The following is a 24,977-nucleotide window of genomic DNA, read 5'->3' as shown; positions in this document are numbered from 1 at the left end:
GTCGCTCAAGAAACGCGCCTAGCGTCGAAGTCGTTCGTCCGATCGACTCACCCAACGAGGGGGTGCCATGGACGCGGAATCACCAGGTTCGTCCACCCACCAGGGTGGACCAGGCGGCTCCGCTGCGGCCCCCCACCGCGGGCATCGTCTCGTCGGGCTGGCGACGTCCCTGGCCCTAGTGTTCGGGCTGACCGTCTTCATGCCGGAGCAGGCCTCCGCCGATCCGGCCGAGCCGCCGCCGGCCACTGAACCCGCCGTCGATCCCGCTTCACCGTCGCTCCTCTCCGACGAGACGTCGCGCCCAGTGGTGCGGATCCTCAGGCTGCCTGACTCTTCCACCGTTGTGGTGCTCCCCGCAGACGAGGCCCGGGCCCGGATCGACGAGGCTCTCAAGGGGTTGGAGGCCCAGGTCCAGCAGGCCAGGCGGGTGCAGGAGGAGCGCCAGACGCAGCAGGTGCAGGTCCAGCAGCAGGTGGTCCGCCAGCAACAGGAGGTCCTGGCGCAGGAGCAGGCGATCGCGGAGGCCGAGAAGGCCGAGGCCGAGGCCGACGCCAGGCTCCAGGAAGCGCTCGAGGCCCTTGCCAAGGCGCTGTCAACCAGCCAGTGCACGACGGTGGGCGGAACCAACGGGGAGCAGGCATCCATCTCCTGTCCCATGGCGGACGGCTCTGAGGCCTCGATCTCCGGCGACGACAACGTCCAGGTGACCGTGCCCAGTCCGTCGCCGGCGGTCACCGAGACCACCGATCCTGAGCCGAGTCCGGACCTTGAGCAGAGTGCCGCCGAACCCGAGGAGCAAGCCACCGAGCCCGAGGAACAACCCGAGGGCATGTCCGCGTCCAGCCTCCCCGATGACCCTGTGACGGATGCGTTGAGTTCCGGCGACCTCGCCGCAGCCCTCTCGCAGGCGAAGTCCGAGTGGGAGTCCGCAGGCGCGGACATATCCGGCATCTCGGCGTCCGTGGGCGACCTCTCCGGGACGGGGCTCGGGTCCGCGTCGGGAACCTCGATCGTGGTGGACGCCGACGCGGCCGGCTGGGGCTGGTCGCGGATGAGCCTCATCACCGTCGTGCGGCACGAGGTGGGCCATGCTATCGGCCTCGGGCACAGCTCCGGACTGATGGACGACACGCTCGAGCCGGGCGAGAGCCACGGCGTGAGCTCCTCGTTCCTGCCTGAGCCGGAGCCGGCACCGGAGCCCGCCCCCGAACCTGAGCCTGCACCGGCCCCCGAACCTGAGCCTGCACCGGCCCCCGAGCCCGCGCCTGAACCTGCCCCCGAGCCCGATCCGGCACCGGAACCTGCCCCCGAGCTCGAACCGGCCCCTGAACCTGCTCCGGCGCCGGCAGCCGAGGCCGTGCCTGCCGCCGAGCCCGCCGTCGAGTCCGACGAAGCCCCGGCCGGCGCCGAGCCCGCCAGCGATCCCGCCGCGGCCACCGACACTGAGACAGCCGACGACGGGCAGACCGCCGAGACGTCCGACCCGACAGCCTTGACCGAAGATGGGACCGGCCTTCCGGCGGCCGCCGAACCCGGCGCCGACGCCGAGGCCGACAGCCCCGAGACTGACACCCCGGCGGCCCCCCTGGAGTCCGACGAGGCCGAGAGCGTGGCGCTCATCGCCCCCTCATCCGACGCGCCCCCCGCAGCCTTCGCGGCAGAGGGTGGCAGCGCGTGGAACGTGGACGGCACCACCGCCACCCTCGACGGCTCCGTCAACGGGGGCACGCTGAGCTACGACTCCGACACCGAGCAACTGGTCTTCACCGCCGAAGACGGCACCCAGCATGCGACGGCCACCACCGGGCTGCTGAGCATCATCGTGACCGTCGCCGGCGGCTCGCTCTGGATCACCGGCGAGATTCGGCTGACGGAGACCGGTCCCGAACTCATCATCCGCGCCCGTCACATCACCGTCGCCGCGGGCTCCTTCGTGGACACCGGCTCCGGCGCCATCACGATGATCGCGTCCGACGAACGCGAGACCGGCTCCTCCGCCCTCGTGCAGGTCAACGACGCGACCCTCGCCGCCGGCGGCATCACGCTTGAGGCCCATGCCCGCGCACTGGGCGGATCAGCCGCCTCCTCGTCGGCCGCCGTGCTCGTCCGCGACAGCCGCCTGCTGGCCGACGGCCCCGTGTCTCTCCTGGCCTCGTCCGACGCCCGCGCCGTGTCCGCGACCACCGACGGCAGCAGCCGACCCCTCGACGCAGAGTTGCTTTCCGCCACCAGCTCGGCCCGCGCCGGGATCGATGGCGGCTCGGTGCAGACCGACGGCCAGCTCCAGGTGCTGGCCCGCAACCACGCGGAGCTCGCCGGCGCAGCCGTCGCCGCCTCGGGACGCATCGACCGCACCACCAGCGCGTGGCTGTCCGGCACCGACGTCGACGCGGCCGGGGTGGACGTGGACGCCGTCGCCACCGGAACCCTGACCCTCGACGCGATCGCGGGCCCGACGCCCGACGCCACCACCCTGAGCGAGGCGGGTCTCTCCGCCACCCAGGTTGCGGCGCTCAACCGGCTCGCGCAGTGGCCCGGCGCGTTCTCCCTCGGCCTGCTCCGCAGCCTGACCGACGCCGGCCTCTTCGGCGGGTTCCTGACCCTCGCCGGTGGTCGACTGATCATCACGGCCTCCGCCACCGACCGCAGCACCGTCACCGCAGACGGCGCCGACGGCCCCGGTATCGCGGTGCTGCTCGCCGACTCCACCACCTCCGCCTCCCTCACCGACTCGAGCGTCACCGGGGCCTCGGACGTCACCGTCAAGGCCACCACCACCGAGACGCGCACCGCCACCGGGCTCGGCGACGGGTCGCTGGCGCTCCTGGTCTCCAACGCCGACACCTCGGCGCTGCTCGGCTCCGGCGCCCCGCTGACGGCCGCCGGGAACGTCTCGGTCACCGCGCAGCAGTTCGTCTCCGCCACCGCCGACGCCGACGCCATGGCGCTCGTGCTCGGCACGCACCGGGTCAACGCCGACGTGCTGCGCGCGCTGCTGGCCGGCTCGATCGACGTCCTGGCCCTCGACGGATCCGTCGCGCTGGCCACGGCCCGCCCGGGCACCGCCCCCGTGGTGCCGGCGCTGGCCGCCGCCCTCGCGCTGGCCGGCGCCCCCGCCGCCGCCGCCGGAGGCCTCGCGGTTGCCGTCGGAGCGGTCCCGCTGTCCTCGTTCGCCGCCACCGTGCTGACCACAGACGTGGCCGCACTCGTCCCGCCCGGCGCGCCCCTGACCTCGGAGGGCCCGGTCGGCATCGCCGCCGTCACCGCCGGCAGCGCCTCGGCCATCGTCATCGGCATGGACAAGGCCACCGACGGCCCGTCGATCGCACTCACCTTCGCCCGTCTCCGCGCCTCGGCCACCGTGCTCGACACGGTCTACGCCGACGGCGACCTCGAGGTCTACGCGGGCCGCGGACCCCCGGCCGGGCAGCACGTCTCCACCACCTTCGCCCCGAGCCTCACCGGCACCGCAGTACACCTGGTCACCTTCACCGCCACCGTCGAGCAGCCCACGGCAGCTCCGGTCACCACCGTCGAGCAGCCCACAGCAGCTGCGGTCACCAGCTTCGAACCCCCAGCAGGCGCGGTCCTCGTCACCGCAGCCCTGGGCGGCACCCTCACCGCAGGCGCCGCGACCCTCACCTTCGCCCCCGGCTCGCTCCCCGCTGACGCCTGGATCACCATCACCGCCCGCGACGACGCCGTCCCCGGCCTCCGCACCGCCTCCCTGATCTACGATCTGCGTGCCATCGACGCCCGCACCGGCGCCGAGATCGCCACCTTCCGGATCGCCCCGGTCCTCACCGTCGTCGTCGCCGACCCGGCCGCCCGCATCTGGTACCTCGCACCCGACGGCTCACTCCAGGCCATTGCCACCACCGCGGACCCCGCCACCGGCACACTGACCGCCGCCCTGCCGCACTTCTCCGACTACGTCGCCGGCTCGCCGCTCGCCACCATCTACGACCACGTCGTCGCCATCGTCACCCAGTACGTCGGCACCGGCGTCACCAACCACCCGCTCGGCGACCTCACCCTCGGCGACGCGGTGTCGCTGACCAACGTGCTGCTGTCCTTCGTGATCCCGATCGAGTCCGGCGGGAAGTACACCGGCTCGGTCACACTCACCGGCACGCTGGCCCTCGACCTCACCGTCGGGTCCTGGCGGATCCAGGCCGGGGCCACACTCGCCGGCACCTACGTGCTCGCCGCCGACGACCTCGACGCAGGCACCCTCACCCTGACCATCAACGGCCTGTCGGTCACCGTCGAGTCCGGCACGACCGTCGTCGGCACCTTCACCGCCGCGACGGCGACCATCAGCCAGTCCGGCTCCAACGTCACCATCACGGCGACGGGCGTCAGCGGCAGCGTCGGCACCGGCCCGGCAGTGCTGACCATCGCCGAAGGCAGCCTCACCGTCACCTCGTTCGACGACAACGGCGACATCGCCCTGTCCCTGTCGGTCCCCTCCGTCACCGTCGGCGGCACCACCGGCGTCACCCTCTCCTCCGTCACCGTCAGCTACGACGGCGTCGCCGGGCTGTCGGTGCAGGCCACCGCCAGCATCACCGTCGGCTCGGCCGTCCTCACCGGCACCGCGGTCCTCACCCGCCAGGGCGACACGTTCCGCCTGTCGGTCAGCGGACTGGCGGCCACCGCCAGCATCGGCGGCTCCGCCCAGAGCGTCAGCATCAGCGGCGGCTCCGGCACCCTGATCCTCGGCACCGAGGTCAGCGGCACCCTCACCGCCACCATCGTCGCGGCCGGCTACCTCGACGCCAGCCTTGCCGGCACCGTCACCTTCGGCGGCGGCACGGTGCGCGTCGCACTCGCCGCCCGCGACCTCAGCCTCGACCTCGACGGCGGGCTCAGCGTCAGCGACGCCGTCGTCGGCCTCGTCGTCCAGGTCACCGCCACCGGCACCACCTACGCGCTCGACGCCCGCGGCGCCGTCGCGTTGACGGGCTTCCCGGGGGTCGCGGTCAGTGGCTCGTTCGTGGTGCGGGTCAACACCTTCCAGGTGGCGGTCGCCGAGACGATCGACTTCGCCGACGGTTCGGGCACCGTGGCCATCACGTTCACCGCTCCCGATGAGGTCGCCACCGGGACCACCTCGTACCTGAAGTTCAGCGGCGTCGGCCTCACGATCGCGGTACTCGGCCAGCAGCTCACCGCAGACCTCACCTTCACCAAGACCGGCAGCGGCTTCACCGTCGCGGTCGCCAACCTCAGCATGGGGTTCACCGCCGGCGGCGCCACGCTCGCCACCTTCACCGGCACCGGCACGACCAACACACTCACGTTCGACGACACGGCCAACACCCTCGCCGCCACGGTCACCGGCAAGCTCACCATCGCGCTCCCCGGCCTGGCCTTCAGCGGTGACCTGAGCCTCGGCCTCAGCACGGCCGGCGCCGGGTACGTCAAGGTCACCGGGTCCCCGGTGGCGCTGACGCTCGCCGGGCAGTCGGTGTCGTTCACCACCTTCGAATTCGCGCGCGTCACCGACGCCGGCGTCACCACCACCCGCATCCACGCCACCGGCGGCACGCTGACCATCGTGGCCGGCACGACGACGCTGCTGTCGGCCGGGGCCATCAGCGGCGATCTCGTCCTCACCGCGGCCGGCACTGCGGGGAGTCTCACGGTCGGCACCCTGACCTCCACCGTCACCGGCCTCACCTTCACCGGCGCGCTCAGCCTCGCTGTCAACACCGGCGCGGCCGCCATCGGCGAGCTGCCCGCCGGGCCGTACCTCCGCGTCGAGGTCCTCGCCGCCGAATTGACCGTGGCAGGGCAGAGCCTCACCGCTGACGTGACAATCGAACGCAGCGTCGATGCCGACGGCGACGTGGTGCTCCGCGCCGGCCTGGCGAACGGGTCGCTGACCTTCGAGTCCGGCGCCACCACCGTGCTGGCCGTCAACGACGCCAGCGGCGCGCTGCTGGTCACCGCCGACGGCTTCGCCGCCAGCCTCGCCGGCACCGTCTCCGTCGGGCTCACCGGCGTCTCGCTCACCGGCGAGCTCAGCGTGCAGGTCAAGAGCTTCACCGCCGCCGTCGACACCACCGTCTCCGTGGGCGGCACCGACCAGTCGATCGTGCTCCCCACCGGCATCTACCTGCGGGTCCACGGCGAGAACGTCGTGCTCGAGGTGGCCGGGCAGCGGATCGCCGGTACCGTCACAGTCACCCATGCCTCCGGAACCACCACCGTCGCCATCGCCGACGGTTCGGTGGACTTCGGCGACGGCGCCGTCACGCTGACCGGGCTCACCACCGTCCCGATCACCGCCGACGCCACCGGCGTCTGGGGCTCGATCAGCGGCACGCCCGCGCTGAACGTCCCCGGGCTCTCCATCGCGGCAGCGTCGCTCACCGTCGAGTTCAACACCAGCTCCTCCCCGCAGGGCGGCATCGCGATCGACACCGTGCGCGTCGGCGCCAACGGGCTCGCCGTCGCGTTCGCGGGCGTCAGCATCACCGGCGACATCTGGGTCGAGAGCAGCGCGGGCGTGCTCACCGTCGACATCTCCGGCGGCACCGCCTCCCTCGGCCCTGTCACCATCTCCGCCATCAACGGCACGCTCGTCGTCGTCCCCGACGGCGTGGCCGGCACCCTCGCCGTCACCGTCACGCTGCCCACCATCGCCGGCCTCACGTTCGGGACCCCCACCTTCACCGTCGAGATCAACACCACTCCGTCGCCGCGGACCGTCGGCACCACCGACCTGCCTGCAGGTCCGTACCTGCGAGCGGTCGTGGAGGGCCTCAGCGTCACCCTCGACGACGCCGACCCGGCCGGGAACTTCACGGCCGATGTCGCGATCACGCTGTCGGGCGCCGGCCCCACCGCCGAGACCGTCATCGCCGCCACCAACGTCACCGCGACCGTCGGCACCGACGGTCTCACCGGCGGCCAGGGCGCGCTGATCCTCCGGTCCGGAGGCATTGCGGGCTTCATCTCCGGCACCGCGTCGGGTTCCGGCTCCGGCGTGAGCATCGAGGGCTCCGTCCTGCTGCAGATCAACACGATGACCACCGCCATCGACACCGTCGTCGACGTCGGCGGAACCGACGTGGTCATCAAGATCGCCGCCGCCCCCGCGGCCGACGACCCGTTCTTCAGCCTGTCGGCGTCGAACGTCACCGTCACCATCGGCGACTTCATCACCATCGAGGGCAGCGTCACCTACAGCGACGCCATCGTGGGCGGCTCCCCGGCGCAGGTGTTCGCCGGTAACGGCCTGTCGATCTTCCTCGGCCGCGGTCCCGCCTACACCAGCGACGGCGGCATCAACCCGCTCGCGGTCGGCGTGCTGCTGACGGACGCCACCATCGGCGTCGTCGAGATCGGCACCGGCCACGCGTTCGTCGCCACCGGCACCGTCAGCCTGATCGGCGTGCCCGGCGTGACCGTCACCGGCACCACCAGCGTCCGGATCAACACGACCGGCCTGGCGGTCGACACCGTCATCGAGATTCCGGGCAGCACGGAGCCGGGCGTCGCGGTCGAGTTCACCGCCGCCGAGATCGGGCTCAAGGAGTTCGTCGTCTCCGCCGCGACCCTCGCGTTCGCCGGCCAGTCCCTGACCGGCACGTTCTCCTTCAGCCGCACCACCGAGGACATCAAGCTCGAGGTGACCGACGGCGCCATCGACCTCGGCGGTGCCGTCACCCTCGGCGACATCGATGGCATCCTCGTCATCCGCCCCGACGGCATCGCGGGCACCCTCAGCGCGAGCCTCAGCGTTCCCAGCGCCGGGCTCACGGTGCCGAGCGCCACCATTGCGGTCAACACGTCAGCCGCGGCGATCACCGTCGGCTCGACGCCTCTCCCCGCCGGGCCGTACCTCCGCGTCGGCGCCACCGCCGCGAGCCTCAGCATCGCCGGCCAGAGCATCACGGCCGACGTCGCTGTCGAGCGCCGCACCTCCGGCGGAGTGGCCACCACGATCATCGGGCTCGGCAACGTCGCGTTGTTCCTCGGCGACGACCGCGGCGACGGTCCCGGCACCAACGACCTCGGCTTCCGACTCACCGGCGGCTCCGGCCTCATCGTCCTCACCGCCACCGGCCTGGCGGCGCGCATCGAGGGCCAGCCCACGATGCAGCTCGGCAGCTCCGCCTCCCTGAGCGGCACCGTCAGCTTCGCGATCAACACCACCGCGGCCCGGGTCACCGCCTCCATCCTCGTCGGCACCGAGACCCGCACCCTCGACGTCGCCGCCGGCCCATACGTCCGCTTCGAGGGCACCGGGCTCAGCCTCATCGTCCTTGGCCAGAGCATCACCGCGTCCGTCGCGGTCGAGCGGGTCACCGCCCTGACCGCCGGGGGCACGCCCGATCCCAGCCGCTCCGTCCTGCGCATCGCCGCGACCGACGTCGCCCTCGACATCGCCGGCGTCGTCTCGCTCACCGACGGCACCGCCCTCCTGCTGCTCAGTTCCGCCGGATTCGCCGGCCGCATCTCCGGCGACATCACGCTCAACGTCCCGCAGGTGAGCCTGTCCGGCAGCGTGGCCGTCGAGTTCAACACCGCCACCGCGGCCGTCAACGAGAGCTTCGTCCTCGGTGGAGTGACGACCTCCCTCGTCCTCCCCGAGGGCGGAACCAGCGGGTACGTCCGCGTCGCGGGCACCGCCATCACACTCACCATCGCGGGTCAGACGATCACCGCCGACGTCGTCGTCCAGAAGATCAGCACCGAAACCCGGCTCACCGTCCGCAACGCGCGCGTCGTCCTCGGCGGCGCCACCCCGCTGGTGACCCTGGCGCAGCCCGCCGCGGGTGAGACCGGCGACGTGGCCACCATCGTCCTCACTACAGGCGGCACCTACGGTGCCATCGCCGTCGACGTCACGGTCGCGGTCCCCGGCGTCTCGATCACGGGCATGGTCACCATCGCCTTCAACACGACCACGTCGGCGCACGCCGTCGACGGCTGGGCCTCACTGCCCGCCGGCCTACTCCGCCTCGGCGGCCAGAACTTGACGGTCTCCGTACTCGGACAGAGCCTGATCGCCGACGTCACCCTCGAACGCCGCACCACGACCGCCGGCACCGTCGTCACCCGCATCGGCATCGACAACGTCACGCTCACCCTCGGCCCGCTCACGGCCACCGCCGGCAGCGGCCTGTTCATCATCAGCGACGCGGGCGTCGCGGGCACCCTCACCGTCACGATCGCGGCGGTCACTTCCCCCTTCAGCTTCTCGGGGACCCTGGACCTGCTGCTCAACACGACCACCGCGCGCGTCACCGAGACCCTCGCCGTCGGCGCAGGGACGGTCTCCATCGACGTCGAGGCCGGGCCGTACGTACGGCTGGCCGCCACCGGCATCACGCTCGGCATCCTCGGCCAGAGCCTCAGCGGCGACGTCGCCTTCGAGCGCGCGACCGCGGCCGGGGCGGACCAGATCCTCGGCACCATCGACGACACCACCGTCACCCGCATCGCCGTGGCGAACGCCGCGCTGTCGTTCACCGCGGGCACGGCCGACCTGTCGCTCACCGCCGGGACCGCGCTCTTCGTCCTGCCCTCGGGCGGCGGACTGGCCGGCCGGGTGTCGGGTACGGTCGCGCTCACCGGCGTCCCCGGCCTCGCGATCTCCGGCGCACTCGCGGTCGAGATCAACACCACTGGCCTTAAGGTCACCGAGACCATGCGGGTGGGCACCGGCAGCGTCACCGTCGATCTCCCGGCAGCCACGGGCAGCTACCTGCGGTTCGCGGGCACCGGGCTGAGCATCGTCATCGCCGGGCAGAGCCTCGCCGCAGACGTCCTGATCATCCAGAGCGGCAGCACGCTCAGCGTGGCAGTCAGCAACGGCGAGCTCGCTTTCGGCGCGGTCGGGTCGCCCGTCGTCCGCGCCACCGCCGTCACCGGCACCCTCACCATGACCGCCGCTGGCATCGTCGGCTCCCTGTCGGCCACCGTGGTCGTCGCCATCCCCGGCGTGACCCTCGGTGGAAGTGTGGCCGTCGCGGTGGACTCGGCCCTCGGCACATTGGCGGTCGACGTGACCACCGCCACCCTCGTCATCGCCGGGCAGACCCTGGGCGCCACGAAGGTCAGCATCCGCCGCACCGCCGCCGGCGACGTGTCGCTCGTCGTCGACAACCTCACCCTCAGCCTCGGTACGTTCGTCACCGTCACCACCGGGCACAACTGGGACGGCGCGCTGCTCGTCACGGCCCAGGGGGTCGCGGGATCGTTCAGCGGCGACATCTCGGGCGTCTTCGCCCTCCCCGGCATCACGGTGGACGGGAGCGTCCGCTTCGCCGTCAACACCATCCCGTCTGCCGTCCGCCGCCCCGACCTCGGCATCGACGTGCCCGCCGGCACCTTCCTGCACGTCGAGATCGTCGGTGGACGCCTCAAGGTCGGCACCAGCGGCCCCGAGTTCTCCGGCAGCTTCCTCGTCAGCCGCAGCGGCACCGATACCGTCATCGCCTTCACCGGCGTCTCGGTGACCCTCGGGTCGGGCAGCAGCGGCTTCAGCGTCACCGACGGTCAGGGTGCGTTCCTGCTCCTCGCCGGCACCGGGCTGAGCGGCGGCATCGCCGGCCTCTTCACCGGCTCCGTCGCGATCGCCGGCGGCGGCTTCGACGCCGGCGCCGAGATCAGCGTCCGCTACAACGGCACCTCCCAGGCCATCGACCGGGAGATCACGGTGGCCGGCGTCGACATCCCGATCGTGTTCGTCGTCTCCGACGACGGCGACGCCACCAACGACGAGATCGCCACCGTCTCGGGTCCGTTCGTCGCGGGATCGATCACCGGCGGACTGAAGTTCGGCGACTTCGTCGAGATCACGGGCACCATGAACTTCGGCGTCGACACGTCGGTGCAGAACCTGACGATCTTCGTCGGCCAGGGCCCTGGGTTCCTGGAGGACAAGTCTCTCAACCCGTTGGCCAAGGGCGTCCTCATCTCCAACGCGAGCGGGTACATCGGTGGCTCCGGCACCGGGCGCTTCTTCGCGATCAGCGGCACGGTCGAGCTCGTCGGCTTCACCGGCCTCACTCTCGGCGGCACGCTGCAGGTACTCTACAACCAGACGACGACCGAACAGGTCCTGGGCACCGGGGACGACGCGGTCACGCTCGCCGAGGGCACCGCGACGACGCCGTTCCTCCTCGTCGTCGGCGACCTCAACCTCGGCGTGGCCGGACAGAGCCTCACCGGTACCTTCGCCATCGAGACCCTCACCGGCGGCGGCCTGCGCCTCAAGTTCGGCACTTCCGCCCGCGACGGCGGCAACCCGCTCACCCTCAGCCTCGGCGACGGCGTCGTCGTGGCCACAGTCGCCAGCGGCGAGCTGGAACTCACCCCCGCCGGCCTCGCGACGGTCCTCGAGGCCTCCCTGGCGCTCAACGCCGGCGACGCGTTCGAGCTCACCGGCTCCATCGGTCTCCAGCTAAACACCACCACCACGACGCGCACCGTGCAGGGCATCGCGCTCCCGCCGAGCTCGATGCGCATCCAGGTCGGCACCCTGGCCACGCCCGCCGTCCTGACGATCAGCGGGCAGGAGTTGAAGGGCGTCTTCCTGTTCACCCAGATCCTGGGCCCCGTCGCCCCGGGCGCACCGGCCGGCACCACCCCGCCGAGCAAGGCCGTCATCGTCGCCTCGGCGCTCAGCCTCACCATCGGCACCGAGACGGCAGGCGTGAAGCTCTCCGACGGCTCCGCGATGTTCGTCATCACCGAGGCAGGCGTTGCCGGGCGGGTCACCGGCACCGTCACCTTCCTCATCCCGGCGGGCATCGTGAAGTTCAGCGGCACCTTCACCGTCGCCGTCAACTCCGGTGTCGCGGTGAACGAGACGATCACGGTCGACGGCACCACCGTCGTCCTCGACCTCCCCGTCGGCCCGTACCTGCGCGTCGAGGGCACGGGCGTCGCGCTCGAGGTGGCCGGGCAGAAGATCACCGGCGACTTCACCTTCACCCGCCAGGGCACCTCGCCGAACTTCACGACACAGATCACGCTCGCGAACGCCCGCGCCGCGTTCGGTGACGGCACCACCGAGTTCGCCGTGTTCACCATCACCGCAGGCTCCTTCACCATCGACGCCACCGGCGTCACCGGCTCCGTCACCGGCACCGCCGCGCTCACCCTGCCCGACGTCGGGCTGACCGGGAACTTCACCATCACCCTGACCGCCGCCACCAGCAGCCTCAGCGTGACCGTGACCTCGCTCCAGCTCACCGTCGGCGGATTCGTCCTGAGCGGCGGCAGCCTGACCTTCGCACAGACCACTGTGGGTGGAGCCAAGGTCGTCAACGTGGCCGTCACCGGCCTCACCGCGAACTTCGGGGCACCGATCAACACGCTTACCTTCAACGGCTCTCTCCTCATCGGTCATGCCGGGTTCGCAGGCAAGCTGTCGCTGACGGACACCAGCATCCAGCTCGGCGGCGGCTATTCAGTGGCCGCGGCGGACCTGCGCCTCGAGATCAACCGCGCCACCCAGGCCGTCACCCTCGCCGACGGCAGCATCCTCCAGGCGGGTCCCTACCTGCGCATCGTGGGCGCGGGCATCGTGGTGCAACTCGGCGACATCAAGCTCACGGCCTCGCTCGCGTTCCAGCAGACAGCCAACTCGGTCGGCGTCACCCGCACGGTCATCGTCGTGGCCGGGGGTAGCGTGCAACTCGGCACCGACCCCGCGATCCTCACCGGCGTCGACGGCATCATCGTCCTGACCTCCGCAGGCATGGCAATGAGCCTGGCCGGAACACTCGACCTCGGCTCGCTCCTGCCCGACGGCGTCACCATCTCCGGCTCCTTCTTCCTACAGATGAACCAGGCCACGGTGCCCGTGAAGGAGAACGTCACGGTGGGCGGTCGCACCGTCTCGCTCGACCTCAAGCAGGGCGCGTTCGTCCGCGTGGGCGGCGCCGGCATCACGCTGGCCATCGCGGGCCAGTCGCTGACGGGCGACCTCGCGTTCGAGCGCTCCGGCGCCACCACGACGATCGTGCTCGCGAACATCAGCCTCAGCATCGGCGACGGCGTGCTCAGCCTCACGGGCGGCGCCGGCACGCTGACCCTCGGCGCCACCGGGATGGCGACGACCGCCGCGGGCATCGTCGGCACCGTCTCGCTCAACGTCCCCGGAGTGTCCCTGACCGCCCAGATGAAGCTGGTCATCGACACCGCCCCGGCCACGTCGAAGTTCGAGATCCGCGCCACCGGCCTGGTCCTGGACCTGGCGGGCCAGCAGTTGCGCGGCGACTTCACCTTCGCCCAGACCGGCGTCGGCGCCGCGCGCGTGGTGAAGGTCACGGCGCAGAACGTCAAGCTGTTCCTCGGCGACGTAGGAGCCAACGGCATCGTGGACGACCCGACATGGGTCGACGACAAGGGACTCAGCCTCACGGGCGGCTCGGGCGTATTCCTCCTCACCTCCGCCGGTCTGGCGCTCGACGTCACGGCCAGCGTGAACCTGGTGGGCCTCAGCAACGTGCCCTTCTCGCTGAACGGCGGGCTCACCGTCAGGCTCCAGGTCAACACCGGCCCGGCACCCGTGTCCACCACGCTCGGCGCGACCACCATCACTCTGCCGGCGGGCCGGTTCGTCAGGGCCTCCATCACCGGCGGCATCACCGTCTTCGAACAGACCATCTCCGGCACCTTCATGTTCGAGCAGGCCACCGGCGCGGGCGCCGACCGTGTGCTCGGCACCACCGACGACATCCGCATCCTCCGCATAGCCGGGGCCAACGTCGCCCTGTTCGTCGGCGACAACGGTGGCACCGGTGCCGACCTCACCGACGACATCGGCCTGCGGCTGAGCGGCGGCACCGCCCTCCTGCTGATCACCCCGGAGGGCTTCGCCGGCACGATCTCGGCCACCGCCGCCATACGCCTGGGCGACGGGCTCACCGCCAGTGCCACTGTCGGCGTGGAGCTCAGCGACATCCGCCGCGTCGTCAGCGGCAAGACCGTCGGCGTCTCCGTCGACGAGGCGTTCGAGGTCGCGGGGGAGACCCTCCGGCTCACGCTGCCCGCGGGCCCGTACCTCAAGGTCACCGCCACCCAGATCAACCTCACCATCGCCGGCCAGGTGCTCACGGCGGACGTGTCCTTCGCGAAGTCCACCACCCCCGGCCTGGACGGCACCCTCGCCACCCCGGACGACGTGGAGAGCACGAAGATCCGCTTCGACAACGTCGGCCTGCGCATCGGCACCGCCGACCGCGACCTCATCGTCGTGAGCAACGGATCCGGCGCGTTCGACATCGTGGGCAAGGTCGCCGACCCGGCGGGCAAGGGCGGCGTGGCCGGCATGCTGTCCGCCACCGTCGAACTGTTCATCCCGGGCGTCACCTTCTCCGGCAACCTCGAGGTCCGCCTCAACACCCTGACCGGCAACCGCATCGTCGACAGCGTCGTCATCACCCCGGGCGTCACGGTGGCCGCCAACGACATCGCCCTCGAGGTCATGGGCCAGAGCCTCACCGGCGACTTCGTCTTCTCGCAGAACCCCGTGACCAAGGAAGTCACCCTCGCGCTGAACGACGTCGTGCTGGAACTGGGCGACGGCACCCAGTGGTTCGTCCGCGCCACCGTCGCCTCGGGCCTCTTCGTGATCACGCGCACCGGTGTCGCCGGTGCGCTGGTGGCCGGCGTCACCGTCAACCCCACCGCGGTGCCCGACGCGCTGATCGACGTCGACGTGGTGATCAACGTCAACACCGGAACCAGCCAGGTCACGCGGACCGTGACGCTCAACGGCAGCTCCGAAACCATTGACCTCGCACCCGGCACGCTGCTCGTGCAGGTGGGCCTGCCCGAGAAGCCGGCCACGATCAAGATCTTCGGCCAGGAGCTTTCGGGCGTCGCCGTGTTCGAGCAGCGCAAGACGGCCGCGGGTGCGAAGATCGTGCGGATCGCGTTCGCCGAGGTGTCCTTGTTCGTCGGGGACCCCGGACCTACCAGCGCCGATACCGACGACATCGGACTGCGACTCACGGGCGGCCAGGGCGCCTTCATCATCACGCCCACCGGCACCGCCGGCGAGATCTCTGGCGCCGTCGCCCTCGTCGGGTTGCCCATCCGGATCTCCGCGGCGCTGACCCTGCAGCTCAACTCCATCCAGGTGGGTGGCCAAGGCGTCGTCGTCAATGAGGTCTTCCAGTTCGCCGGCGTGACGGTGGCCACGACCACGCAGGGCACGGGTTCGGTCAATGAGGTCCAGCGGATCGACGTGCAGGCACCCGCCGGTAGCTTCACGCTCTCCCTCGACGTCAACCTCAACGGCCACATCGACGACGGCGAAACCACCGGCGCCATCGCCGTCGGCGCGGCAGCCTCCGTCGTCGAGACGGCACTCGACACGCTCGTCGGCGGCTCCGGCGTCGGGGTGACCGGGATCCTCGACGGCTCTGCCGTCGTCGGCTACACCGTGACCTGGGGAAGCGTCGGAAACAAGGCGGCCCTCCAGCCCAACATCCGACTGCTCTCGCTCCCCAAGGGCCCGTTCGTGCGCGTCGCGGCGGACGACATCGAGATCACCTTCGTCATCAAGGACAACCCCGATCCCACGCCGGACGAGACGTTCCTGATCACCGCGGACTTCGCGTTCGAGCGCCTCGGCACCGGGCTGACGGCGATCACGCGCATCGCGCTGGCCAACCTCACCATGGGCGAGGGGCAGCAGATCGGCGCCGTCAGCGCGGCGAACAACCCCGGCATCGTCTCGGGCACGGGCTTCATCGTGATCTTCCCGGCCGGATCCGACACCAACTCCGGTGCGCCGACCGTCACCACCACCGGCGGCGTCGCGGGCATCATCACCGGCGAGGCCAAGATCACCGTGCCCGGCTTCACCGGCGGAGCCTCGCTCGGCTTCCGTTTCAACACCACCGACGTCGCCGTCACCCAGTCCATCGTGGTCGACGGCGAGACCATCAGCCTCAACGTCAGGGCACCGCTCGCCACCGAACCCACCGGTGTGTTCGAGTTCGTGGTCCAGAACCTCGACTTCAACTTCGGCGATCCCCCCATCCTGGAGATTCGCGCCGGAGAGTTCTCGGTCGACGGCAGCGGCAACTTCGATGGAGACGGCCTCGAGATCTTTGTCGGCTCCGGCCCGTCGATGATCGACGGCGCCCTCAACCCCCAGGCCATCGGCGTCCTGATCAAGAACGCCGCCGTCTCCTTCCGTTCGGACAGCACCGGCTGGGCCCTCCGGGCAACCGGAACGATCGCCCTGCTCGGCCTCGACGGGCTGGGCATCACGGGCACGGTCGCCTTCCAGGTCAACACCTCGACGTCGAACATGTTCTCCTCGCTCGGGTCCCTGGGTGGCATGTCGGGCGGCGTCGACCCGGGCAGCTTCAGCCTGAGCATCACCTCCGTCGTCATCACGGCGGGCAACATCGCCACCCTGAGCGGCAGCCTCCGGGTCACGCGCCAGCCCAACGGGACCCTCGACCTCGCTCTGCTCAACGCGGTGGTCACCATCACGCTCGACGCGACAACGGTGGTGAGCCTCGGAGGCTTCGCGACCTTCACCATCTCGCCGGTGGCGGGATTCCAGCTCGGCACGTTCCGCGTCACCACCTTCAAGCTGTTCCCGAGCAGCCCGGTGCCCGCCCCCGCCGAGACGTTCCCGGTGCTGGTCACCGGCAACCTCGTCACCCCGCTGCGCGGCGCTGTCGTCTCGTCCGCGACGGCGATCACAGTCAGGTACAGCACCACATCGGGTCGGATCCGCACCAGCTCGGTGAACGGCGACGAACTCGAGGTCACCCTGAGCGGGAGCGGCACCCCGCTCACGCTCGGCGCTCCGACGCCGGTGTCCGGGAGCGCCAACACCTGGAGCTACGCCGTGACGATTCCGGCCGGGACGGCGATCGTCAGTGTGCGCTTCAAGGCCGGCACCGTCATCGCGGAGGACTCGGGCAGCCCCACGCCGTCGACCCAGGTCGGCACGATGGTCGGCTCGACCGAGCAGTTCTACACCTTCCAGGCCACCCCGCTGCAGCCCAAGCCCGGCCCCGTGGCGTCGCTCGCGGTCCCCAGCATCAGCCAGGCCCAACTCAACGCGCAGGGCTACATCGACATCTCTTACACGTCGCTGGCGAAGGACGACGCCGGTGCGCTGCTGCCCATCGACAAGGACTTCACGGCCAACGCGACCGTCGCCCCGTTCACGATCACCGGCCAGGTCGGCGACCTCAAGTACGTGACAGGCACCACTCCCGAGCTCCTCGGCGCCCCGATCATCGTGGCCGGCCAGGCCGCCGGCTCGACGTCGGTGACCTTCCGGTACTTCCTCAAGGACAAGAACACGGCCAACACCCTCGGCCTGTTCACCGGGACCGGCCCGATCACCATCCAGCTCGCCGCCAACGCCGCCCGCAGCGGCACGCTCACGAGCCAGGCTCAGACGCTCGTTCTCACGCTCGCGGCGAGCACCGTCGGCGAATCCACCTCCGGCGGCCCGATGACCCTCGGCCCGCTCACGCTGCAAGGCCCCACCGTGGGGCTGGGTGGCTTCGGGTTCTCCGACGGCAAGCTCATCGTTTCCGTCATCCTCGGCGTACAGCGCGCCTCGCTGTCCTTCGGCGGCGACCCGACCACAGGCGCCCAGTCGACGGCCCAGACCAACTCGGGCGTCACCGTCGATCTGCTCGGCCTCATGGGCTCCTTCGAGCTGGCCGTCGACGTGTTCGGGTTGCTCGGCGGCAACGTCGACATCAGCGCGACCGGCAAGTGGGGCATTCAGATCGCGTCCCTCGACGCGCAGATCCCGAACGTCGCGCGGCTGCAGGCCACCGGCATCCGCTTCGGCTACGACCCGAAGGGTGCCGCCGACCAGGAGATCATGCGGATCAACACCGCCACGATCACGTTCCCGTCGTTCGGCGTCACCGGCAGCCTGCGCCCCTACGACCCGGCACTCGGCTCCAACATCACGCGCAACAACGATCAGGCGCTCAGCACCGGCCAGATCCCGGGCCTCACCATCTACGGCAACGGCTTCCGCCTCGGCACGGCCGAACTCGCCTACGGGTTGCCGTCGACCCAGCCCGGTCAGACGCCCGACCCGATCGCGCCCGCCCAACCGGACAAGAAGATCACCCTCGGTAGCATCCTCGAGCTCGACGACATCCGCATCGGCATCTCGGGCCTCGAGGTCCGCTTCCCGGCCGCCGGCGCGCCCAGCACCGAGTCGGCGGGCTTCACCGGCGTCATCTACATCGCCACCGGCGGCGCCAAGCTGTTCCCGGGTAAGTCCTTCGGGGCCACGCTGTCGGACCGGCTGACTGCCGACGACAAGCGGCCCGACGGCACGATGGACGACGAGGCGTTCCGGATCGCCCTGACGTTCGCCGACGGCAGGGTGCAGGCGTTCCAGCTCACCGTCGACACCCTGGAGATCCGCCTCGGCACGTTCGTGACGCTGACAGCGCGCGACTTCCGGCTCGACACCGGCGCCACCGGCTCCGCACTGATGGCCAGCTTCGGCGCGGTGGGCGCGAAGGTTACCATCGGCTCGCTGGCGATCGCCGGCGAGGGCCGCAACTTCGCCATCACCGGCGACGGCTCCTTCAAGGCCCTGCCCGGCTTCGGAGTGTTCCTGTCCATCGGCTCCGCCACCGGCGACAGCTTCAAGTGGCCGTCGTTCCTGCCCGTCCGGATCGACGCGATCGGCATCCAGTGGGACGACGTCGAGAAGGCCCCCGGAGACTTCGTGCTCATCCTGTCGGCCAGCGTGACCGGAATCCAGGGTCTCAGCGGCCTGCAGATCACCGGCGCCATCCAGGGCATCCGGATCCAGCCGTCGCTCTTGGCTGAGGGCAAGTTCCCGATCATCGGCATCGACGCGCTCGGCGTGAGCGTCAAGGGCAAGATGTTCGGCGGCGAGGTCTCCGCCAGCCTCGTGGGCGGCATCCTCAAGCTCGATTCGCTGTACAACATCATCGGCGTGTTCGACACCACCACCCCGGTGGCGCGTCGCGTGCTGTACTTCGGTCTCGAGGGCACCATCTCCATCGCAGGGCTCGCCGGCTTCGGCATCCGCCTGGGCCTGTCCGAACTCGGGCCGCTGCAGGTGTTCCTGTCGGCCAACGTGCCGGGCGGGATCCTGCTCGAACCCAACTCCGGCCTGGCGATCAACGACTTCTTCGGCGGCGTCGAGTTCTTCACCACGCTCCCGACCATCGACGACCCGTTCGCGCTGCGCTCCTCGGCGTTCCAGCTGCCGACGTCCCTGACGGCGGACCAGTGGCTGGCCCAGCTGCAGACGCAGGTCGCGAACCAGGTCAAGGCCATCGCGGCGGATCCGAGCAGGAGCGGGTTCGCGGCCGCGTTCACCTCACCCATGGTCATCACCGGCTCCGCCAAGATCTACTCGATCTACACCTCGCAGGCCGTGTTCAACGGCCAGGTGATCGTCAAGATCTCCACCGACGGCAAGATCCTCATCATCGGCAAGCTCAACTTCGCCGCCGACAACATCTCCATCAGCGGCCGGCTCTACGCCGACCTGTCGAAGGTGGCCACCGGTAGCGTCACGATCCTGTTCCTCGCCGACATCCCGGACCAGGTGCGCCTGCTCACCCTCTACGGCAAGCTCAAGATGGGCTTCAAGAACTCCTCCGGTCAGGAGGTCACCTTCGACGTGGCCGACCTGCCCGACCCGACGGCGACCGCGACCGCGCCCGTCGTCACGCTCGGGTCCCCGTCGGCCAACGGCGGAAGCGTGCAGAACACGGTCATCAACCAGGCCGGCACCAAGTACGTCGACGTCGTCTTCACGCCGCCGCCCGGCGCCAGCCTCGACCTCAGCACCATCCTCGGCCAGAGTGGCGACTTCACCCTGACCGGTCCCGGGGCCGCCCGCACCATCGTCGCGCCCGTGCCGATTCTTGCGGTCACCACGGACACCGGCATCGAGTTCCTCGCGATCTCCATGCTCGTCGACGCCACGGGCGCGTACTACATGAATGGCAGCACCCGAGTCGACGTACTCCCCAAGACCGACGGCATGACGGACGAGCAGCTCAGGGTCGCCGCCCTCCGGGCACTGGGGATCACCCGGTTCCGCTACGCGGTCGGCTCAGGCGACTTCGCCATGGGCACCTGGACGCTGACATTCGCCGCCGACGTCGTGAAGAACGCCTCGATCACGACCGACTCCGGCACGACCCCTGGCGCCGGCAACGCGGCAACCACCCTGACCTTCACGGTCGTCGGCACCACCGCGACCGTGTCCAACCCCACGCCAGGGGCGTCCATCGACATCAACGTGCTCAACGGCCGCGGCTGGATCGACGTGACTTTCACGAAGCCGACGTTCTTCACCATCGACCCCGCGTCGATCACCGACCTCGCGCCCGAGTTCGCGCTCGGCGGGGCCGGCCTGGGCACCGTCAAGCTCGAAGGCGCATTCGCGCCCGCGCTGGTGACGACCACCTCGACAACGATGACCTACCGCTACTGGCTCAGCGGCCGGTTCGCCCCCTCGGGTGGCGTCACAGTGACCTTCCTGGCCGGCTCGTGGTCGTATCTATTCACCGTCACGGCACCGCTCATCGTCACCGACGCGCCCGAGGAACCCGGCGCCGGCAGCGTCGCCGTCGTGTTCCCGACGGGCGGCCAGTACGGCATCCCGGCCGGCTTCACCGTCGACCCCGACTCCGTCATCAACCGGCTCGCCGGACTCTCCTTCGCCGGCTCCGGGTGGGACATCGAGCGCGACCTCACCGCCCCCATCACCGCCACCGGCGCGCCGGGCGAGTTCCGCATCCCAGTCCAGGTGACCGCGGTCGGAGGCGCGGCCCTGACCGCCGCCCTCACCTCCGCGCCGATCGGCTATGTCGGTTCGGTGACCGCGGGTACGCAGGCGGGCGTCGTCGCGATCACCCCGCGTGGCTTCATCGACGTCGACTTCACCAAGCCAACGGCGTCCGGCGTGACCCTCGACCTCGCGTCCATCCTCGATCTGGCCGCCGAGTTCGAGCTCTACGGCGAGGGCCTCGGCAGCGTCCAACTCGACGCCACCCGCGCTCCCGTCCAGCTCACCTCCGGCGTGCCCAGCACGGTGCTGCGGTTCCGCTACTGGCTGACCGGCCAATACGACGCAGGCTTGTCGGTGACGCTCACCGCGATCGCCGGCAGCTGGTCCTACCTGCTTGCCACCGCGGCGCTGTCCGCCACCCCGACCGTCAATCTGGCGATCGGTGCCGGCACCGTCAGCACCACCCTCACCGTGACCCTGCCGTCCATCCCGGCCGGATACAGCCTCGATGAGGCCTCCGTCGAAAGCCTCGCCTTCCTCAGCGGCCTCACATTCACCGCAGGCACCGCCGGGTGGACCGTCGTGGCCGACACCTCGAGCTCCATCTCGGTCGCCGGCAGCACCCTCCTGATCCCGGTGCACGTCTTCCGCGACACCACGGCGGCCGCAGGATCGAGCACGGTGCAGCTCAACGCCCTCAGCCTCCCGCTCCTCGCCGCCACGACCGCCGATCTGCCCGGCAGCACGTTCACCGCACCGGCCCGCACCTTCGTCGACGTGCCGCTCACGGCACCCACCGGCCTGAGCATCGACCAGTCCAGCATCGGCATCAACGACATCACACTCACCGTCAACGGCTCCACGGTCGCCATCACCGGCTTCCAGATCCTCGCGCTGGTCGACGGCATCCTCTGGGTGCGCTACACCTTCGGCACGCCGATCGCCGCCGGTGACGCCGTCGTCGTTACGGCGACGGGCGCCTGGACACTGCTGACGTCCACCGGCAGCACCTACGGAGGCGCGGCCCCCGATACCGGGACCCAGGCAGGCGTCCCCGTTGCCGTGACGTTCGGCACCGACTCGACTCCCGTGGTGGCCCGCGTGTCCAGCCGCACTCAGAGCTACCTCGACGTCACCTACATCCCGTCCGTCAACCCCGTCGTGGGTGGCGTGCCGTTCGACATCACCCACTCGTCGATCGACCTCGACGAGTTCACCCTCACCGGCGCCGGCACCGGCACCGGAATCCAGATCCTCCAGGCGGTGTTCATGGGGGGAACCACCTGGCGGTACCTGCTGTCGGGAACCTTCGTCGCCGGGGCGGTCGTCATCACGTTCGATCTGCACAACGTCACCGACACCTCGGGCCGCGGCCCGCCGCCTGTCGGCACCCTCCTCGCCAAGACCTTCCAGGTCGTCGGCGCAACGGGTGACGTCGTCCGCAACATCCCCGACAACCCCGCCACCACCGACGTCGACGAGTCCGCCACCGTACCCCTCGCAGGGGCGACGATCGGCCGCGACCTCCTCAACCAGCTCAAGTACCTCGAGATCCGCTTCCGCGGCACCTCCGGTTCCGACCTCGACCACACCACCATCAGTGGCGACGAGATCGAGTTCCGTGGACCCGACGGCGCGCTCATCGCCCTCGGTGCCCCGGTCCGCGTCGGCACCTCCAACGTCTACCGCTACAGCTTCACCGCGACCCTTGCCGCCGGCACGTACACCATCACCTTCCTGTCCGGCCGCTTCGCCGATCTGACCGGCAACCTCAACGCGGCCGAGACGGAGACGCTGTATGTGGCCTCGCCCACCACGTCGATCACCAACCCCGGCGCCGGGTCCGTCGTCGACAAGGTCGAGTACTCCGCCGAGCTGAAGGGTCGCGGGTGGATCGACATCACGTTCGGCCCCTTCGGCGGCAAGGCCATCGACCCGGCGTCGATCCTCGACGCGGACCCCGAGATCAGGCTCAGCGACGCCGGGGGCGACCTCACCGTCATCGGCGCACCGGTCCTCGTCAGCGGGACGACCTACCGCTACTTCTTCTCCGGCTACACCTCGGGCACACTGACCGTCGCGTACATCGACTTCTCGTGGTCCAACATCGACGGCGTCGTCTTCTCCGCCGTTGACCACACCGCGCCGTCGGCCGAGGCGCCCACCGCCGATGCGCTCGCCAAGCGCATCTGGCTGTCGGTCAACCTCACCCCGACCTTCGGCACCACCGTCAACGTCTCCACGCTCGGTGCGACGGACTTCACCCTGACCGGTGCCGGCCTCGTCGGCCTCACCTTCGTGGGCGTCGGGTTCGTGCCCGACGGATCGCCGGACGGCCGCGGCGTCGCCTACTACGCGTACACGTCAGCCAGCCCGATCTCGCTCACCGCCGGCACCCTCACCTACACGTTCGCGGCCGGTGCCTGGGCGGATTCGGCGGGCAACCTGTCGACCGGCGGCACGCAGTCCGTGCGCGTCATCGAGCAGGGCACCTCGTTCTTCATCGAGCTGTCCGGCGGCATCATGCTTCAGCTGGCCGACGCCCTGCCCGAGCCGCTGCTGCACATCACTGCCGAGGTCATCCTCGAGATCGACTTCGCTCGCGCCTCGTTCATCCTCACCTTCCAAGGTCAGATCCAGGTCTACGGCCTCGGCACCATCGGAGCCACCGCCGGCCGATTCGTGCTGGTCATCGGCGACGAGAGCACCAACCCGATGTACCCCGTGCCGCAGCTGTGGGGCGTTGCGTCCATCGAGACCAACTTCGAGGCTCTCGAGCAGTACGGCCTCTACCTCTCCGGCTCGGCGCAGCTGCGCATCAACCTCACCAACGAGGTCAAGACCGAGACGCTGACCCTCAAGGGCGTCGGCCCCGGCGGCACCGACCTCACCGAGACCTTCGTGCTGCAGCCGTTCAGCTTCGGCTTCCAGATCGTCGGACAGCTCATCGTCGCTCCCGGCGGCAACGAACTGATGCGGGTCCAGGGCGGCGTGTATCTCAACATCTCGCTCAACCCGCCCACACCGTCGATGGACCTGTTCCTCACCGGCACCCTGTCCTTCGGATCGGGCTCCGCGCGGCTGGAGTACGGCTCGGTCACCGGCGTGCTGATGATCTCCACCGTGCTCGACCCCGTCACGGGTGAGATCCCCGGCGTGGCGGGCAGCATTCGCGTGTCCACCGGCGTGGGCATCGGCCTGCCGAACGTCGGCTCCCTGTTCTCGGCCTCCGGGTCGGTGTCGGTGATCTTCAACACCACGCTCTTCGAGCAGTCCTTCACGGTTCCGACGGCGTTCCTGCCGCTGCTGCTGCCGGGCCAGTCGCCCACGTTCGTCATCCCCGCTTCGGCACCCGGACTCGACGGTGCCCCGATCCCCGACGCCGCCCCGGAGATCTACATCAAGGCCGTGATCGAGGCCGAGCTGACCATCGGTGGCGCCTTCACGCTCACCGGCATGCTGGGCATCACCGCGGCCGGCAGCGGATCGACCGCCCGCCTCGAGGTGACCGGCATCGTCGGCACCACCATCCCGTACCTCGGCGCGCTCACGGGCAGCATCTACCTGGCCGTGTACGTCGGTGCTCGGACCGGTGTCGTCGGGCGCGTCCAGCTCACCCTCGGCGCGAACAGCATCCCGGGCGTCAGCCTCAACGGGCAGTTCCTGCTGGAGATCAACACCTTCACGTCGACGCAGACCATCCAGTCGTTCGCGCTCGACACGCGCGAGGTCAACGGCCGCCAGGTGTTCAACGGCTTCGAGCGCGACGGCTTCGGCAACCTCGTCGTCACGAACCAGACCATCAACGTCGTGGCCGGCTTCCGCCTCGAGTTCGGCGGCCACCTCATCGTCAGCAACGTGCTCGACATCGACGGCCACGTCGTGTTCTCTCTGGCCACCAGCGGCATCACGCTGGTCGTCAACGGGTCGGCCTCGCTGCAGTACCTCGGCGCGGTCTACATCACCGACTCCGGCTTCTCCATCACGAACAAGGGCCTTGTCGCCCGCATCGACATCCGCCTCGGGGCGGGGTTCGGCGGTTCCGTCGGGCTCGGGTTCAACGTGTCCGCACTCTTGGAGCTCAACACAACCGGTGGCGACTTCGTGCTCGGCAGCACCACAGTCAAGCCGGGCTTCCTGCTGCGCCTCGACGGCTCCATCACCCTCGGCTTCGCGAAGGGCAGCGGCTACGCCGAGATCCGCATCGGCG

The 24,977-nt window shown here is 70.3% G+C and carries 1 protein-coding gene (running past one end of the window); it reads left to right on the top strand.

Features of this window, described 5'->3' with window-relative positions:
• Nucleotides 1-67: 67 nt before the first annotated feature.
• Nucleotides 68-24,977, top strand: the 5' portion of a protein-coding gene (locus ACX1D1_RS00755; RefSeq protein ID WP_459055514.1) for a hypothetical protein. It continues 13,556 nt past the right edge of the window; 24,910 of the gene's 38,466 nt are visible here — the first part of the coding sequence; the start codon lies at nt 68-70; its stop codon lies beyond the right edge, outside the window.

It is taken from the genome of Tessaracoccus luoxuelianae (assembly GCF_054483915.1).
The sequence above is the reverse complement of the archived record's forward strand: the minus strand, read 5'-3'. Positions and strand labels throughout refer to the sequence as shown.